At 39.0% G+C, this 16,029-nt stretch carries 13 protein-coding genes; 10 read left to right on the top strand and 3 right to left on the bottom strand.

The features are described from left to right. Position 1 precedes the first annotated feature (1 nt). Genes CWB72_RS03845 through CWB72_RS03865 form a run of 5 tightly spaced genes read left to right on the top strand, consistent with a single transcriptional unit; the run spans position 2 to position 3,521 of the window. Positions 2 to 727 (top strand): DUF1365 domain-containing protein, encoded by a 726-nt coding sequence (locus CWB72_RS03845; RefSeq protein WP_138629391.1) that lies wholly within the window; start codon positions 2 to 4, stop codon positions 725 to 727. Between the two features lie 2 nt (positions 728 to 729). Further along, positions 730 to 2,004 (top strand): SAM-dependent methyltransferase, encoded by a 1,275-nt coding sequence (locus CWB72_RS03850; RefSeq protein ID WP_138566768.1) that lies wholly within the window; start codon positions 730 to 732, stop codon positions 2,002 to 2,004. Next, complete coding sequence (locus CWB72_RS03855) at positions 1,982 to 2,476, top strand: DUF2878 domain-containing protein (RefSeq protein WP_171037217.1); 495 nt, start codon at positions 1,982 to 1,984, stop codon at positions 2,474 to 2,476. Before CWB72_RS03850 ends, CWB72_RS03855 begins: the two co-directional genes overlap by 23 nt. A 17-nt stretch (positions 2,477 to 2,493) precedes the next feature. Then, complete coding sequence (locus tag CWB72_RS03860; protein WP_138566770.1) at positions 2,494 to 2,988, top strand: chalcone isomerase family protein; 495 nt, start codon at positions 2,494 to 2,496, stop codon at positions 2,986 to 2,988. Next, complete coding sequence (locus CWB72_RS03865) at positions 2,985 to 3,521, top strand: DUF3833 domain-containing protein (protein WP_138566771.1); 537 nt, start codon at positions 2,985 to 2,987, stop codon at positions 3,519 to 3,521. Before CWB72_RS03860 ends, CWB72_RS03865 begins: the two co-directional genes overlap by 4 nt. Before the next feature lie 49 nt (positions 3,522 to 3,570). On the opposite strand, the gene CWB72_RS03870 is transcribed toward CWB72_RS03865, so the two are convergent. Continuing rightward, complete coding sequence (locus CWB72_RS03870) at positions 3,571 to 4,890, bottom strand: serine hydrolase domain-containing protein (protein ID WP_138566772.1); 1,320 nt, start codon at positions 4,888 to 4,890, stop codon at positions 3,571 to 3,573. 406 nt (positions 4,891 to 5,296) lie between these two features. On the opposite strand from CWB72_RS03870, the gene CWB72_RS03875 reads away from it, so the two are divergent. The 3 genes from CWB72_RS03875 (at position 5,297) to CWB72_RS03885 (ending at position 7,836) form a co-directional block, all read left to right on the top strand. Continuing rightward, a complete protein-coding gene (locus tag CWB72_RS03875) occupies positions 5,297 to 5,767 on the top strand; it encodes a winged helix-turn-helix domain-containing protein (protein ID WP_138629393.1) in 471 nt (156 codons plus the stop codon). A gap of 35 nt (positions 5,768 to 5,802) precedes the next feature. Beyond that, entirely contained in the window at positions 5,803 to 6,585 is a 783-nt protein-coding gene (locus CWB72_RS03880) for a tetratricopeptide repeat protein (protein ID WP_138566774.1), read from the top strand. 102 nt (positions 6,586 to 6,687) lie between these two features. After that, positions 6,688 to 7,836 carry an outer membrane protein assembly factor BamB family protein gene (locus CWB72_RS03885; protein WP_138566775.1) on the top strand — a complete coding sequence of 383 codons (1,149 nt, stop codon included), beginning with the start codon at positions 6,688 to 6,690 and terminating at the stop codon, positions 7,834 to 7,836. Between the two features lie 68 nt (positions 7,837 to 7,904). On the opposite strand, the gene CWB72_RS03890 is transcribed toward CWB72_RS03885, so the two are convergent. Then, on the bottom strand, positions 7,905 to 11,117 hold the full coding sequence (locus tag CWB72_RS03890; RefSeq protein WP_138566776.1) for a S41 family peptidase: 3,213 nt from the start codon (positions 11,115 to 11,117) through the stop codon (positions 7,905 to 7,907). A gap of 203 nt (positions 11,118 to 11,320) precedes the next feature. Between CWB72_RS03890 and CWB72_RS03895 the strand changes: the two genes are divergently transcribed. Then, positions 11,321 to 11,617 carry a DUF6482 family protein gene (locus tag CWB72_RS03895; protein WP_138629395.1) on the top strand — a complete coding sequence of 99 codons (297 nt, stop codon included), beginning with the start codon at positions 11,321 to 11,323 and terminating at the stop codon, positions 11,615 to 11,617. Positions 11,618 to 11,899: 282 nt separating this feature from the next. Continuing rightward, on the top strand, positions 11,900 to 14,035 hold the full coding sequence (locus CWB72_RS03900; protein ID WP_436409843.1) for a fasciclin domain-containing protein: 2,136 nt from the start codon (positions 11,900 to 11,902) through the stop codon (positions 14,033 to 14,035). A 357-nt stretch (positions 14,036 to 14,392) separates the two neighbouring features. Here CWB72_RS03900 and CWB72_RS03905 read toward each other — a convergent pair whose 3' ends face one another. Further along, positions 14,393 to 16,027: an ATP-binding protein gene (locus CWB72_RS03905; protein WP_138629399.1), complete on the bottom strand. Its 1,635-nt coding sequence runs from the start codon at positions 16,025 to 16,027 to the stop codon at positions 14,393 to 14,395. Positions 16,028 to 16,029: the final 2 nt, after the last annotated feature.

Below are 16,029 nucleotides of genomic sequence, written 5' to 3' on the forward strand. Positions count from 1 at the left end.
TATGAATAGCGCGATTTATCAGGGCCAAGTCAGGCACAGACGCTTTAGTCCTAAAAGTCATGAGTTTAACTACACCATGACACAACTTGCGCTAGACTTAGATGAAGTTGAAGAATTAGCAGCTTCTCATTCTGTATTTAGCTTGAAAAAATTTGCGCCTATGAGTTTTTTTCAAGCTGATTATGTAAAAAATGAACCCGGTAATTTAAAACAACGTATAGCAAGTAAAGTTTCCCAACTGGGTGGGAAATGGGATGGCGAAAGAGTCACGTTAATGGGTCAATGCCGATGTTTCGGTTTTTATTTTAGCCCTGCAAACTTTTATTTTTGTTATCAAAATGACGGTGAGTGTCGCTACATGCTGGTTGAGGTAAGCAATACACCTTGGCTTGAGCGTCATTACTACTTGGTCGATTTACAAAGCGATATGAAAACTCAAAAAGATTTTCATGTCTCTCCTTTTATGGACTTAGACATGCAATATCATTGGCGGGTAAAGCCGCCAGCAGAGCAGGTTTTGGTTCACATTGAAAATCATAAAGACCAGAAACAATTTGATGCCACGCTTGCGATGAAAAAGCGTGAAATAACAAAGACTAGTTTGTTTAAAGCATGGCTGTTTGCGCCGCTAATGCCAATTAAAGTGGTTGCTGGCATTTATTGGCAAGCTGCTAAATTGTTTGCCAAGCGTATCCCATTTATTGCGCACCCTGAGACTAGAGGTTAATAATGGAACAGTCATCTACCAACGTCACTGCAACATCGAATCCAGAGCAACTTTCTTGGTTTGAAAATAAATGTCGCAACCTGGTTATTTCGTTACTCGATAAGCTACAAAAAGCCAGTTTAGAAATAGAAGAAGCCGGACAAATAACTCGTTTAGGTAACACAGACGCCAAACTATGCGGCAAGATCATCGTTCAAGATGCGTCTATGTATGTCGATTTCGTAAAAGGGGGTAGCATTGCAGCAGCTGAAGCCTACATCGCGAAGAAATGGACAACGCCAAACTTAACCGAGGTTATTCAAGTATTTGCCCGTTGCCAAGAACAACTAGATGCAATCGAGAAGCAGGGCGCGTGGTTTACCCAACTGAAAAATAAGATTTTTCACCGCAAGAATGCCAACACTCAAAGCGGCTCAAAAAATAACATCCTAGCGCATTATGACTTAGGCAATGAGTTATATACGCGCTTTTTAGATAGCACCATGATGTATTCAAGTGCTATATACAGCGACACGGCAATAGAGCTGCATGATGCGCAACTTAACAAACTTAAAACTATCTGCGACAAGCTCGATTTAAAGCCGACCGATCATCTTATTGAAATTGGCACGGGATGGGGGGGCTTGGCTATATTTGCTGCTGAGCACTATGGTTGTCAGGTGACAACGACGACAATTTCAGATGCACAATATGAATATGCCGTAGATAAAGTAAAAGCCAAGGGGCTTGAAGATAAGATCACTTTGCTTAAAAAAGACTACCGCTTACTCGAGGGCAAGTACGACAAATTAGTATCAATCGAAATGATAGAAGCCGTTGGTCATGAGTTTATGGCGGAGTTTTTCGCTAAGTGTAATAGCTTACTGAAAGATGACGGCTTAATGCTTGTTCAAGCCATTACCATTTTAGATTCTCGTTACGATCATTACCGTACTAACGTTGACTTCATTCAGCGCTATATTTTTCCGGGTGGGTGTTTGCCATCGATAGCGATTATGAGTAAGCACGTTGCCGAGCAAACCAATATGATGCTTGATAATATCCAAGATATAGGTCTGCACTATGCAAGAACACTGGCAGACTGGCGCAAAGGTTTTGATGAAAATTGGCAAGCGCTCACCGAGTTCGGTTTCGACGAGCAGTTTAAGCGTTTATGGCATTTTTATCTGGCATATTGTGAAGGAGCATTTCTAGAGCGTGTGATAAGCACTCATCATCTAGTGCTTCGTAAGCCTCATTATCGAAACGATGCTGATGAACAAATTTGCCGTTATTAACTTCTTCCTATTCCAGCTTGTATGGTTTACATGTGCTTTGTTAACCGAGCATGCAAGCTGGTTTTTATTGCCTTTAATTGCACTGCACTTTGCTTTATTTAAACAAAGGACTCGAGATTTCAAATTGTTGCCGATAGCGTCAGTTGGCATTTCTTTTGATTTTTTAATGTTCAAGTTGGGTATTTTAACCTTTAATGAAGGCTTCTTCCCGGCATGGTTATGCCTACTTTGGCTGATGTTTGTGCTTAGCCTAAATTACTCTTTTGATTGGTTGAACAAACTGAATGTGTTTGTTAATGCTTTAATTGGTGGCATCTTTGGTCCGCTGAGTTATTTTGCTGCTGTTAAATTTGGTGCACTTGGCATGGGTGTTGCGCAGACACAATTTTTATTTATTTATGCGCTGGGTTGGGCGTTAGTTATGCCTTTGTTGATCTATTTAAATAACAAGCCGTATTACAAGTTAAGTTAAATCAACAGGTACACGTCATGCGTGTGATTTTTTTTATTTGTTTTTTCTTTTCTTTTAACGTCCTTGCCTCACCAGTACAAGACCTTATTAAATACGGTGAGGGTCAAATGTCTGTGATGTTTTGGGAGCTGTATAAAGCAGAGTTGTTCGGACAAACACCTAGTTATCAAGCTGGTGCCACCCCAATTGCGCTGAAAATCACTTACCTCAGAGACATAGACAAAGAAGACTTGATAGAAGCCACATTAGATCAATGGGGTCACATTGGCTATGAAAATGAAGCTATTCCAAATTGGGCAACGCAACTTGAGCAGATCTGGCCCGATATCAAAGAGGGTAGCCAACTTATTATTCGTTTACACCCCGATGGTGCGTCGGATTTTTATGATGCAACGCGCAAAATAGGAAGCATGACAGATCAGCAATTTGGTAAAGCTTTTCTTGCGATTTGGCTCAGTGAAAAAACTTCGGAGCCGAAACTGCGTGCGCAACTTATTGGAGAGAAAAAATGATCAGAGTGTTAACACTCATCTTTGGATTGATGTTTTTAGTTGGGTGTTCAAGCAACCATATTGATGATTACGTTGGTAAAACACCTGAATTAAAATTAGAGGAGTTTTTTCAGGGCGAGCTTAAAGCTCATGGTGTAGTGCTCGACAGAGGTGGTGCATTTCAGCGAAGCTTTACTGTGAAGTTGATCGGCACTTGGCAGCAAGAAGATGGTCAACTGAAAGGCAAGCTAGATGAGTGGTTTGTCTACGATGATGGTGAGAAAGACATGCGCACTTGGCTGATAACTAAAACCGCAGACGGTGAATATACAGGCACTGCGAATGATGTAATTGGTCAAGCAAACGGTCAGGCCCGCGGGAATGCTTTGTACTGGCGTTATGATTTAGAAATTCAATATAAAGGCGATCCTTTGGTCGTTACCCTTGATGATTGGATGTATCTAGTGGATGAAAATCGCTTAATTAACCGTACTGAGATTATTAAGTTTGGTTTTAAAGTGGGTGAAGTGTTGTTGAGTATTGAGAAGGTGTAATTCGCCTTCTCAAGAACTAATCACGCAAATCTATTGATTTATTTTTAATTTATAGCAATTTACGTAAAGGTTGACCTTCACCTCTATAAAGATTGATTGGCGTCAGTATTACTTCATCATTTTTATTGCTCAGTTTATAGTAATTTTCAGTACACTCGAAAGAAAACGACTCATCTTCTCTTAGGAGCAAGCGTCGCTTAGGCTCGTCATTAATTTGTCCAAAGAACTGCTTATTTTCTTCAGAGATAGTCATGACGCGGTTGTCTGTAAATTGATATTTTCCAATTAAATTTTTAGCTAAGCCTTTGTTGATTTTAGTGATTGGGGCTGGAGATAAACTTATTTGCCTTGCAATCATATCAAGCACCAAAGGACCAGGGTGCTTTGCATCATTATTACTGAATGCAACGGCATAGAGGTCATCGTCAGGTAAGTAAATTGACCATGTCATAAATCCAGGGATCCAGCCCTCGTGGTTGATGGTCTTTTTGCCGCTAATGGGGTAGTTATAAAGGCCAAATCCGTAAGGCGAAGTTTCTCCATTATTTAAAACAGTTGGCGTTATCATTTTTTGATAACTTGGTTTAGAAATAACTTTTCCACTAATGAGAGCTTGGTGCCAGCGGCTCATATCTTCTAAAGTTGAAACAATTGCGCCTGAGGCATGAACCCAGCTTCTGTCTACTTTGATAGGTGAATTATTGTCGCTTGTGTAGCCTGTTGTGCCAGTGTTGCCTTCATCCTGTTTTGTGACGTAGGAATGGTTCATTTGCAAGGGGCTAAAAATATGGGTTCTAAGATAGTCGGCATAATTCAAGCCCGATGCCACTTCGATAACCTTTCCGAGTAAGACATACCCTGTATTGGAGTAGTTAAACACCTCGCCTGGTCCGGCTATAACAGACTGTTTTGTGATTTCTTTAATGATGGCATCAAGGTCTTGCTTTATATGCCATATATTTCTGATCCTTGCATCGTTATTGTAGTTTGGTAAACCAGAAGTATGACTGAGCACGCTTGCTATGGTCACTTGGGCAAATTCTGTAGGTAACCCAGCTATAAAATCTCCAAGCGTGTCAGATAGTGCAAGTTTGTTTTTTTCTACTAATTGTAAAATGGCAGCAGCAGTAAATTGTTTTGATACAGAACCGATTTGAAAAACATTATCAAGTTTTAACACTTGTTTGCTTTTAATATCTGAAAGACCAGCGACACCGGTATAAATAAGTTTGCCTGATTGTTCTATTCTGACAGCTAATCCAGGATTAGAGTCTGAAGTGTGGCAAGCAAGCATATCATCGAAAACACTAATGTTAGCGTGAGCAGAAAGAGTAAATAAAGACGAAGCTAGTACTGCTGTCCTAAGCATGTGTTTTTCCTATATTGATAAAATTTAAAGTATTGCTGGCTTAGTAAGTAAAGCGTATCTAATTAATACAACTTTCATATAATCATGTAGTTATAGTTGCATTATTATTGAACTTTAACTGAACTGTTTATGAACGAGTAATTTTTGCTGCGCGCCTAGCTTCGAATAAACTTTGAGGAGGGTTTGCATATAAATCAGTATTTATTGGAGTAATTAAAGGTGTTTATTAATGGTTTCAACAATGAAAGCTAGTTATATTAAGATATAACTAACTTGCTTAATATAGCCTTTGATTATAAAAGCAGAAACAGACAAAATAGATAAGTCGATATTATTAGCAGTGGAATTAAAAAACTCCATTTTTCAGTGGCTCTCCGCAGCCATGTAGTTGGAGGTTATCAGGTTAATGACAATTGAGAGCACAGTGCCTATAGCATGGAAAATTAATCACACCTCCCTTTCTCTTCATCATAAAAATGGTTGTATTACACTTGATGCCAAGCAGTATGCGCTGCTTATGTTGTTTCAGCACAATAGTAAGAAAAATATTACTAAAGAGCAGATTTTTGACTCTCTTTGGCAAGATAAAATTGTATCTGAAGACGCAATTTATGTTGCTATAAATAACCTCAGAAAAACGTTAGGAGATGATCCAAAACATCTATGCTATATAAAAACGGTTTCTGGTGTTGGCTATCGTTGGATTGGCCCAGAGTTTAAACGCCACACTCGGTTGGGTTATAAATCAACACATTTAGCCATTGCCGTTTCGTTTTTATTAATTGGGTTTGGCATATTATTGTTTAAGCCTAGTTCAGAGAAACAAAGTATTCCTAGCGATCTAATTGAGCCTTTTAATCACGCAAGGTTTATCTAGAAAATCAGCATGATGCTTTGCCAACGGCAATTGAAATGCTTAAAGATATCGTGTTAATTCACCCGGAGCTAACAGAGCCGACTTTGTGGTTGGCGAAAGCTTATCTAACTCAGCCTGATCATCAAGAAGCAAACCTACAACTTGCGAAATTGACTTTTATGACACGGTTAAATGTTAAAGAAGCTGAGCAATATTTTATAAATTCTTTACCACACCCAGAAGGCCATCATTTATATGGACAGTACTTGTTGGCCGTTGGTCATTTTGAAGAGGCTATGGCACAAATTAAGCAATATCAAATTCTTCTACCTGATGCGTATTCAAGTGAAAGCATTGCTTGGACTTATTATATGAGCCAGCAATATGAGCTTGCTTTAAATGAACTTGAAAAGCTCTATTCTTATAACTCAGATAGTGTGTCTTATCATGTTTGTTTGGGCGCTATATATACAAAACTGGGTAATAAGCTTGGCGCATTTAATGCCTTGGCAGAAGTAATGAAACATAGGGGCTATACGCCAAACGATATCACTCATCTTACGGAGTTATATGAACAAAGCGGTATAAAAGCGGTTTATGAATGGTTACTTTATCAAGACACATCACGTACAGACCTTGGTCATTATTCGGGGACTATGGCGCTAGCGAGATATGCTACAGTTTTGGGTAAGAACGAACTGGCAATTCAATATCTAAAACAGGCGGCTCAAGAAGGTCGTTATGAAGTGCTTTGGATAGCGTCGGACTCACATTATTCAACTCTATGGGGGTTAGTTGAATTTAAAAAGCTGGCAGCTGAACTAAATCTAATAAACTGAAAAGTATAGTAATAAAAATTATTAAGATAATTTAAGGTCCTTTTCAGGACTTATATGTCATCTCTAAATTAGTGTCTTCCTAGCTTTTAGGAGGAACGTAATTTGAAATCTTTTACCAAATTGAATATCACTTTTTATCTTTGCTTATTAATTCCTTTTGTTGTTTTTGCACACAGTGGTGAGCATCAAGCTAATATCAAGCTAGGAGGTCAAAACTGGGGAGGAATAACCGCTCAGGATAATACAGCATACGTGGGAAGTGATGATGGCAAGTTGTACGCGATAGATTTAAAAAATCACAAAATCATTTGGGCTTTTCCTACAACAGGCAAAGTGCGTTCAAAGCCTTTATTGGACGGCCAGGCTGTTTTATTTAGTAGTGATGACGGCCATTTATATTCGCTCGATAGAAAAAGCGCTTTGGTGAACTGGCAAACTAACCTTAATGACAGGCAGGTCGCTAGACAGTTACCTGAAGATAAGTCACCTTGGAGTTTTGATTACACCAAATCAAGTCCTGTAGTGAGCAATAACACTATATTTGTTGGTAGTGCAGATAATCACTTATACGCAATTAATAAAACCACAGGTAAGGTTGAATGGCGTTTTGAAACAAATAGTATGATCCGCGGTATAGCGACGCTTGATGAACAAAATGTTTATATCGGTAGTTGGCAAGGAACTGTCTATGCAATTGACAAAAAAACGGGTCAATTAAATTGGCAATTTGCCAGTAAAGGGATCATTTCATCGAGTCCGTCATTATATAACCAGACATTAATTATTAGCTCTAGAGATACCTATATTTATGGATTAAATAAGGATACAGGTAAGGTGAAATGGCAGATTGTGATGCCTGATGGGTCATGGGTTGAGTCCAGTGCTGTTGTTGATAACTCAGCTGGTACTTTTTACATAGGTAGTTCAGATGCCAAGAAGTTATATAAAATAGATGCACAGACAGGCGCTATAATTTGGCAAACATCTTTATCAGGTTGGGCTTGGGGTAAGCCTGTTATGTCAGAGCACTATGTCTTTATTGGTGCTACGGGGCATGATCATACGGGTTGGTTTAAAACACAGCGCGGCTTTTACGCGTTAGATAAAACCACAGGAAAAATAGCATGGCAGTATCAGCCGTCAAAAATTACAGGGTTTGTGCATGGAGGAGTATACGCTGAGCCAGCAATTGCTAATAATAAGGTGGTAGTACCCGATTTAGATGGGCATATTCATATTTTTGAACTTTAAAAATCTAGAGCAAGATTTTATCGAGCATTGAAAAAGGCCTTAAATGTATATTTAAGGCCTTTTGAGTATTAATTTACCTTTTTCAGTAATACTTCTACAGCTTTTTCAATTTGCTTATCACGGCCTTGCTCAACAGATTCAGGGTCGTTTTTAACAAGATAATCAGGCATGGTTTGGTTGTTTTCTAAATACTCACCTTTGGTGTTTTTCATGCCCACTTGTGGCACACCGGCTCGGAAGTCACCTGAAATACCCATTTCCCACCAAACTGCGGTCATTGTACCTGGCACAGGCATACCCACCATTTCACCTAAACCTAATTGATCATATGTGTATGAGAACGCATGGGCATCACTGTAGTTACCTTCGTTGATAAGTAAAACAGATGGTTTGTTCCATTGATCTAGCGGATCGCCGTGATACTGACGACCGCGAACATGCATAGTGAAGTACTCTTCACCACTGAGTAGTTTCGCAAGATCGTTATGTAACCAGCCGCCGCCGTTAAAGCGCGTGTCAACTACAATGGCTTTCTTATCAAAGTGCTTACCAAGAAGACGAGAGTAAACGGCTCTAAAGCTCGGATCGTTCATACCACGCACATGCACATAGCCCAGTTGTCCATTTGATAACTCTTCGACAAGCGCTTCTCGTGAGGCAACCCAGCGCTCGTATAATAAGTTACTTATATTTCGGCTTGTTGTAGGCTTGATCACTTCATCAAACAGCTCACCGTTTGTGTCTTCGAAAGTAAAACGCACGCGTTTTCCGGCAGTATGATCTAATAGCTTAAATAAGTTTTGAGTAGCGTCTAGTTTTACGCCGTTGACCGCTTTTAGAGTCACACCCGCTTTTACTTGGCTACTCGCTTTGTCGAATGGTCCTTTAGCCAAAACTTCTTCAACTTTAAATGGGTTTACGTCATTAAAAAATAAACCAAGTCGACCCGTACTCGCATCAGTCGATTTTGCTGCAGGACGGTATGAAGAACCTATGTGAGACGCATTGAGTTCGCCTGTCATTTCTGCAAATAAGTTTGCGAAGTCACGGCCATGTCCGATTGAGCTGAGTTTATTGCGATAGGATTTACCGACATCATGCCAATCAATTCCATGATAATCGTCACGATAAAACTTATCGTCAATGACACGCCAGCTGTGGTCGAACATAAACTCTCGTTCTTTTGCTGCTTGCAGCTGCATAACAGGTTTAGTCGATATAGGTTTAAGTGAAATCTTATTGCCTACCTTGCCTTGACGTAGGTTACCATCAGCAAGAATAACGATATTTTTTTCATCTTCACTAAAGCTCATGCTGACTCTGCGAGCATTTAGTTTAGCAACCAACTCTGTTTTTCTGTCACGAATTGAGTGACGCCACAAGTCATAGCCTTTCTCAAAACGGGCAAAATAGTAAAGCGCTTTTGTGTCTTTTGTTAAGTAAGCTTGGCCTAAATCTGAGGCATGTAAGGTTAAGCGAGCGGTTCTTCTTTCAATATCATCCCATTCAATATCAAGCTTTTGCTTTTCCTTCTCAGATGTGTCTTCTGATTTAGCTTTTTCGTCAGATTTGTTGTGTTTTTTTAACTCTTTGTGAAGTGCATATTCTTCTTTAGACATTTTAAAACGATCGTAGCTGTCTTGAGTTAAAAATGCCGCCATCACATCATATTCACGGCCCCAGCTACCATGATCTCTTTGTCCATAACGAGAGCTAGCCCAAAGTACGGCTTCGCCATCGGTATGCCATGAAGGGGAAGTGTCACTATAACCCGATAAGCTAATATCGCGAGGTTGTTGTGAACCATCAGATGGAAATACACCTATGTTAGTAACGAATAATCGGCTTCTTGGGGCGAAATCTGCAGTCATCCAATAGCTATCTGGTGCCCATGCAAATGTGATGTCGCCATCTGCATATGAATAATTGTGTTTCTTACCCAGCGCAACATTTACTTTTTTAGATTCACGATCTACGACTTGAATTTCATCACGTGCTGATAAAAAAGCAATCTTCTTACCATCAGGTGAATAAACTGGTTGAAAGCTATCAGTGTCAGCTTGATGAATGACTTGCTCTGTTAGCTTGGTTGCAGCAAAAAAGTAGTGTTCAGACTCATCGGCAAGCGAAGTTTCATATAAACCCCAGCTGTCGCCTCGTTCGGCAGCATAAAGTAGTGTTTTGCCATCCTTATGGAAAGACACTGAACGCTCTTGCTGCGGTGTATTAGTAATGGCACGGGTAGTGCCGAATTTTGTGCTTGCAACAAATACTTCACCACGAGCAATAAAGGCTACTTCTTTGCCGTTTGGAGAAACGGCATACTCAGTGATCTTGCCACCAAGTAATGTAGGCATCATGTCATCTTCTTGCACATCATTGGCAATATTGATTTTTACATGTTTTGCAGAGCCACCTTTGGAAGTATAAATACTACCATGATGAACAAATGCTAATGTACCTTTATCACTGATAGATAAGCTACGAACAGGATACTGTTTAAACTTCGTAATTTGCTTTTTGTTATCATCATCTAGATCTGCACGCCATACGTTAAACGCCCCTGATTTTTCTTCAGACGTGTAGTAATAGGTATTGTTATCAGCCCAAACAGGATTGTGATCACCGCCTTCGAATGAAGTTAATTGAGAGTGTTTTCCTGTGACTAAATCTTGTAGCCAAATATCACGTGCAAATGCAGACACATCATGCTTTCTAAATTGATTTTCGTATGCCTTTTCATCTCTGTAGAGCACGCGTTTACCATCTGGTGCGTACTGCAATTCAGATGCTGGAATGGTCGATAACATATTTGGTGTGCCACCATTTACATTGACCGTGTAACTTTCTGTGAGTCTAGTTGTTGGGAAAATTGTAGAACTTTTAGAGTCTTGACGAGCTGACGTAAACAGCACTGTTTTGTCATTTTTGTCAAAATCTTGAGGAATATCATGTGATGAGTGATAGGTTAAGCGTTTTGCTTTACCGCCAGAAGATGGCATAACATAAATGTCTAAATTACCATTTCTATCGCTGGCAAAAGCGATTTTCTTTCCATCATTTGACCATATTGGGTGGCCGTCCCAATCACTGTGTAAAGTGAGTGGTCTTGCCGTTCCGCCTTTACTTGAAACTGTATAAATATCTCCTTTATACGAGAAAGCTATTTGTTTTCCATCAGGCGAAATACTGCTGTGCAAAAACCATTCATTGCTTTTTGAAGCATAAACAGATGAGCTCAACACAGCTAATGCCGATAGCACGTATTTGGCTAAATGCATATTTGTTTCCTTGAGTTGAATGATACAAAAGTATCAAATTTAATTATTTTTATATTGTTTCATTGTAACAATTGATTAAAAAATAGCGGCTTACTTAAGATGAAACAACACTAAAGTAAGCCGGTTTACCTGAAAATAATGCAAATGTTGCTTCAAGATGAACTGATTATTAATTACTTCCGTAATACCACACAGGAGGGCTTATGAAACTTAGCAAACTAGAAAAATTTTTTTTCGTAGACAAACTTGTATATCACTCGCTTGATTTAGCACTTTACAACGTCAGTGTGATTATTGATGGCAAAGAAGAAATGGTGACTGACGAAAAGGGAGTAAGGTTGAAAAGTCACAATTTCGTTTCATTGCAAAAAATGCTTAAGAATGTCAATGCTAAGCAACAAGTGATGCGACAATTCAGTGCATATGACGAGATGGTTGGAGGGCCTGAAAAAGAAAATAATATGATGGAAATACCGTTAGGAAATAATCAACTTTTTTGATGCTTTTAGGGTTAACTCTAGCTTTTAAAATTCAAATTTTACATCTTTTTCTCTATTAAATTTTAAATTCTTAATTTTTATCAAATCGTTGCGCTCTAAATTTCATTGTTAATCAATTGCTATCCGAATTAAATTTATATTCAATTTTTTTTAATGATTTTTTAAATAATTCTGATCTACTTTAAATTTCTCTGCGTAATTTTGTATGAATTTTACACTAAGAGGAATGAAGTGGTGATTAAATCAATCAAATTGGGAGCCATCGTAGGGCTTTCGTTGATCATGTTCGGCTGTAGCGACGATGATGATAAAAAAACAGAAATACAACCTCAACTGCCTGAGGTTGCCACAATTGTCGACGTAGCCGCTGCAAATGGTAACTTTACAACACTGGTGTCTTTACTTGAGGCAACGAACCTAGACGATACGTTAGATAATGAAAGTGCAAATTTCACCGTATTTGCGCCAACAGACGAGGCTTTTGCAGCATTAGGGCAAGAAACACTCGACGCACTTGCTGCTGACCCTGATACGCTATCTAAAATACTTACATATCACGTTTTGGCGAGCAAAGTAGAAGCCGATGCTGCGTTAGCTAGCGCAGGAAATGCTGTAGCAACTGTAAATGGTGCCAATATAGCGCTGTCTTTATCTGGCGACAATCTATTGGTCAATACCAGTACCGTTACAGCAACCGATGTAATGGCTGAGAATGGCGTTATTCATGTAATCGATGCTGTTTTAATGCCTCCTGCACCAACGAGCTCAGATGTTAATATTGTTGAAACTGCAAAAGCAGCGGGTAACTTCACGACATTAATTGCTGCACTTGAAAGAACCGGTTTAGATGCTGTGTTAGCTGACGAATCTGGTTCATTTACTGTGTTTGCTCCGACTGATGATGCATTTGCAGCAGTGGGCACTAAGTTAATTAATACCTTACTAGCAAACCCAGACGTGTTGTCTGATATCCTAAAGCAGCATGTTCTGCCTCTCAATGCTGACTCAGTAACAGCAATGACGCTTAACGGTAAATCTGTTAAAACGGTACTGGAAAATGAGTTGGCCATTTCTATCAATGCTGAGTCAGACTCATTGTTATTTGGCGGCGCTAAAATTGTTACTAAGGACATAGTAACCTCTAACGGTACAATTCATGTTATCGACAGTGTCATAGTCAACGACGTTGAACTGCCACAAAGCTACGGTACGATCGCCGATGTTGCGACTGAGAATGGTAGTTTCACTACACTACTTTCTTTACTAGGTGCAACTGGACTTGACGAGCTTGTTGCTGATCCAACTAAAACCTTTACTGTGTTTGCACCAACAGATGCTGCTTTTTCTGCTCTAAGCAGCGAAACGCTTACAGCACTGCAGAATGACACTGAATTACTCAGCAGTGTATTGCTATACCACGTTATTGCAGATCAAAAAGTTATGTCTGACGGTGCAGTTTCTGTAGCAAACAGCGAAGATAACTTTGCGACGATGGCAAATGAAGGTAAAACTGCATTGACATATCAAAATTCTAAATTGTTTATTAACGACGCTTTGGTTTCTGCTGCGAATGTAATGGCCGACAATGGTGTGATACACGTCATTGATAAAGTGATTACTCCTCCTGCAGAAATGGGTGAGCCGACTAAAACAGTAGTTGAAACTGCGGTAGAAACATCTAGTTTATCGACTTTAGTAACTGCGCTTCAACAGGCTGAACTTGTCGATGCACTCAGTGATTCAGAAGCCAATTTTACTGTATTTGCCCCTACAAATGCAGCCTTTAAGAAAATCCCAGCCGCTGATTTAACGGCACTGTTAGCTGACAAAGATGCATTAACAGCAGTATTAAAACAGCATGTATTAGCTTCGTCGGTCAGTAGTTTGAATGCTTTTGCAGCTAATGGTAAAGAAGTTGAAACTTTACAAGGTAATAAGTTAACAGTAAGCCTTGTAGATTTTGCGGGCGTATCTAACACCGAAAACGATGCTGTAACTTACAGTAAAGAAAATGGTGTTCTCGTAACTGGTGCAGCTGCTGAAATGGCAGGTAAGACTCTATATGTTTTTGACAACGATTTAGAAAACTCAATGAGTCAATGTAATGATGCTTGTGCGACTAATTGGCCGCCAGTTATCGCAACTAACGAACAAATCGCAAATGTACCAGGCTTGTCATTAGTAGAAAGAGCAGATGGTATGTTGCAAGTTGCTTACTTAGGTAGACCGCTTTATAGCTATATTCAAGATGAAGCTGCTGGTGATATGAAAGGTGATGCTGTTGGAGATGTATGGTGGGCAGTTAAACTACCAACTTCAGGTTTACAGATTGAAGGCGCTAATGTCACAACGACAGACATTTATACTTCTAATGGGGTTGTTCACTTAATTGATACGGTAATCACAAACGTTCAATAATCTTTTCCCAATCTCTAGCGCCTTACATATGGACTTATGGGGGCGCTTTTTTATTGTACAGTAATTTTAATTTTGCTAATTTGATTTTCTGCTGAAAATTCAGCAGGGAAACATCAAAATGAAATTAAACCTATCATAGAAAAAGCTAAGTGGCAGACAATAATACCTTACAAATCAGCTAACCCCCTAATATAGCCAGCGGTACATTCACTCAAATTCAACAATTATGCTCACCAACTGCAGAAAATTTATGCAATAACACTGATGTATTTAGAGGATGCCCAACAGGCGCTGACTGTTACAGTAGCCCGCAATACGCATGTATAGATCCAAAAAGTAAGCGCTTGCGCCGAGGAATTAACTCGGCGCGATTCGAACTGGGTAAAGGCTAAGAACCCGAATTATCTCTTGTTCAGAAATTGGCTTAGCAACAAAATCATCCATTCCAACTGCGAAGCACTGCTCTTTATCAGTATCAAAGGTATTAGCTGTCATGGCAACAATGGTAGGACGTTGCTGTTTATATCGATGAATGATCGCCTTAGTTGCATCATAGCCATTCATGACAGGCATTTGAATATCCATAAATATAAAGCTGTAATGCTTTTTTTCTAACTTCTCTAAGGCGACTTGTCCGTTTTCAGCAATATCAAACTCATACCCTAACTTTGCTAATAATAACCCCGCCACCTTCTGATTAATGAGGTTGTCTTCTACAATTAAAATACTGTGAGGTTGCAGCTTTAAGTCGTGTTTAATGTCTGGAGCTTGGTGGGTGTTCGAAGAAAGTGGAGTTAACTCAGAGACCACTTTTAATGGCAGTGTAACTATGAATTTAGTGCCTTGCTCTTGTTTACTTTCAACTTTAATGTTTCCGCACATAGCTTTTGCAAGCTTTGAAGTAATAGCTAAGCCGAGGCCTGTTCCGCCATATTGACGCGTCGTTGAGCCATCACCTTGCACAAAAGGCTCAAACAACCAAGTTTGGGCATCTTCTGACATGCCTGGACCAGTATCAGAAACTTCGATATTTAAGTTAAAAAGGTTATTAGCGTCGCTCTGACCATTAACAATGATTGAGATTTCGCCTTGCTCAGTGAATTTAACTGCATTATTAAGAATATTACTTAATAATTGATTAATTCTAAGTGTATCGCCAATTAATTGTCTCGGTACATTTGGACTTATCTGACATTTTAAACATAACTTTTTATCTTTTATGACTTTCTTAATGGGTTGCAGTAAAGCTTTAAAGAAGTCATTCACAACAAAAGGGGTAGTCAGTATTTTTATATTATTTGTATCTATCTGGCTGTATTCTAGTACATCATTTACGACGTTTAGTAAATTATGTGTGCTGTCGTAAATGGTCGTCAGCATATCGAATTGGGTTTGCTCTAACTCAGTGCTTTGTAACAACTTAACCAAGCTTAAAATCCCGTTCATGGGGGTTTTAAGTTCATGAGACATATTCCCCAAAAACTCTGATTTTAATTGATTGGAACGTAATAGAACTTGCGCTTCATTTTTTAATTTTATGCGCTTATGTTCTTGTTCTTTTGTTATCAATAAGCGTTTTACTGCGGCACTAAACAGTTCAATAAGTATCAGCGATGATGAGCTAAAAGCTTGATTCTGCTGTAAGAAGACAAGTGTGTTTGCTTTATCATTTTCTAGAGGAAGAATTTGATAGGTGAGATAAAAATCAATCTGGTTAAGTTTAATGATTGTATTGTTTTTCAACTCTTTAATAGAAAGCTTGTTTATTTCACTAATAAGTGAGTCTTCACTGTCTCCGTATAGATAATCAGTTTGACCGTTACTATGGATCATTAAGCAATGATCAAAGTTTAAAGTCCAAAGTAACTTGTTTACGGCATTGAGCAAGATAGTTTTAGATGACAAATCACTATGCATACTCTCATCAGCTAAATTGCTGGTGAGTTCGATTAAAGAAGATAATTGATAAGAGTCAGTTATACTGCTTTTCATAA

Origin of the sequence: Pseudoalteromonas phenolica (genome assembly GCF_005886345.1) — a bacterium.
Lineage (GTDB): Bacteria > Pseudomonadota > Gammaproteobacteria > Enterobacterales > Alteromonadaceae > Pseudoalteromonas > Pseudoalteromonas phenolica_A.

Bases quoted from the DNA above. Each gene is read 5' to 3' on its own strand.
- CWB72_RS03845 (WP_138629391.1), top strand. From the start codon at position 2: ATGAATAGCGCGATTTATCAGGGCCAAGTCAGGCACAGACGCTTTAGT.
- CWB72_RS03850 (WP_138566768.1), top strand. From the start codon at position 730: ATGGAACAGTCATCTACCAACGTCACTGCAACATCGAATCCAGAGCAA.
- CWB72_RS03855 (WP_171037217.1), top strand. From the start codon at position 1,982: ATGAACAAATTTGCCGTTATTAACTTCTTCCTATTCCAGCTTGTATGG.
- CWB72_RS03860 (WP_138566770.1), top strand. From the start codon at position 2,494: ATGCGTGTGATTTTTTTTATTTGTTTTTTCTTTTCTTTTAACGTCCTT.
- CWB72_RS03865 (WP_138566771.1), top strand. From the start codon at position 2,985: ATGATCAGAGTGTTAACACTCATCTTTGGATTGATGTTTTTAGTTGGG.
- CWB72_RS03870 (WP_138566772.1), bottom strand. From the start codon at position 4,890: ATGCTTAGGACAGCAGTACTAGCTTCGTCTTTATTTACTCTTTCTGCT.
- CWB72_RS03875 (WP_138629393.1), top strand. From the start codon at position 5,297: ATGACAATTGAGAGCACAGTGCCTATAGCATGGAAAATTAATCACACC.
- CWB72_RS03880 (WP_138566774.1), top strand. From the start codon at position 5,803: ATGCTTAAAGATATCGTGTTAATTCACCCGGAGCTAACAGAGCCGACT.
- CWB72_RS03890 (WP_138566776.1), bottom strand. From the start codon at position 11,117: ATGCATTTAGCCAAATACGTGCTATCGGCATTAGCTGTGTTGAGCTCA.
- CWB72_RS03895 (WP_138629395.1), top strand. From the start codon at position 11,321: ATGAAACTTAGCAAACTAGAAAAATTTTTTTTCGTAGACAAACTTGTA.
- CWB72_RS03900 (WP_436409843.1), top strand. From the start codon at position 11,900: ATGTTCGGCTGTAGCGACGATGATGATAAAAAAACAGAAATACAACCT.
- CWB72_RS03905 (WP_138629399.1), bottom strand. From the start codon at position 16,027: ATGAAAAGCAGTATAACTGACTCTTATCAATTATCTTCTTTAATCGAA.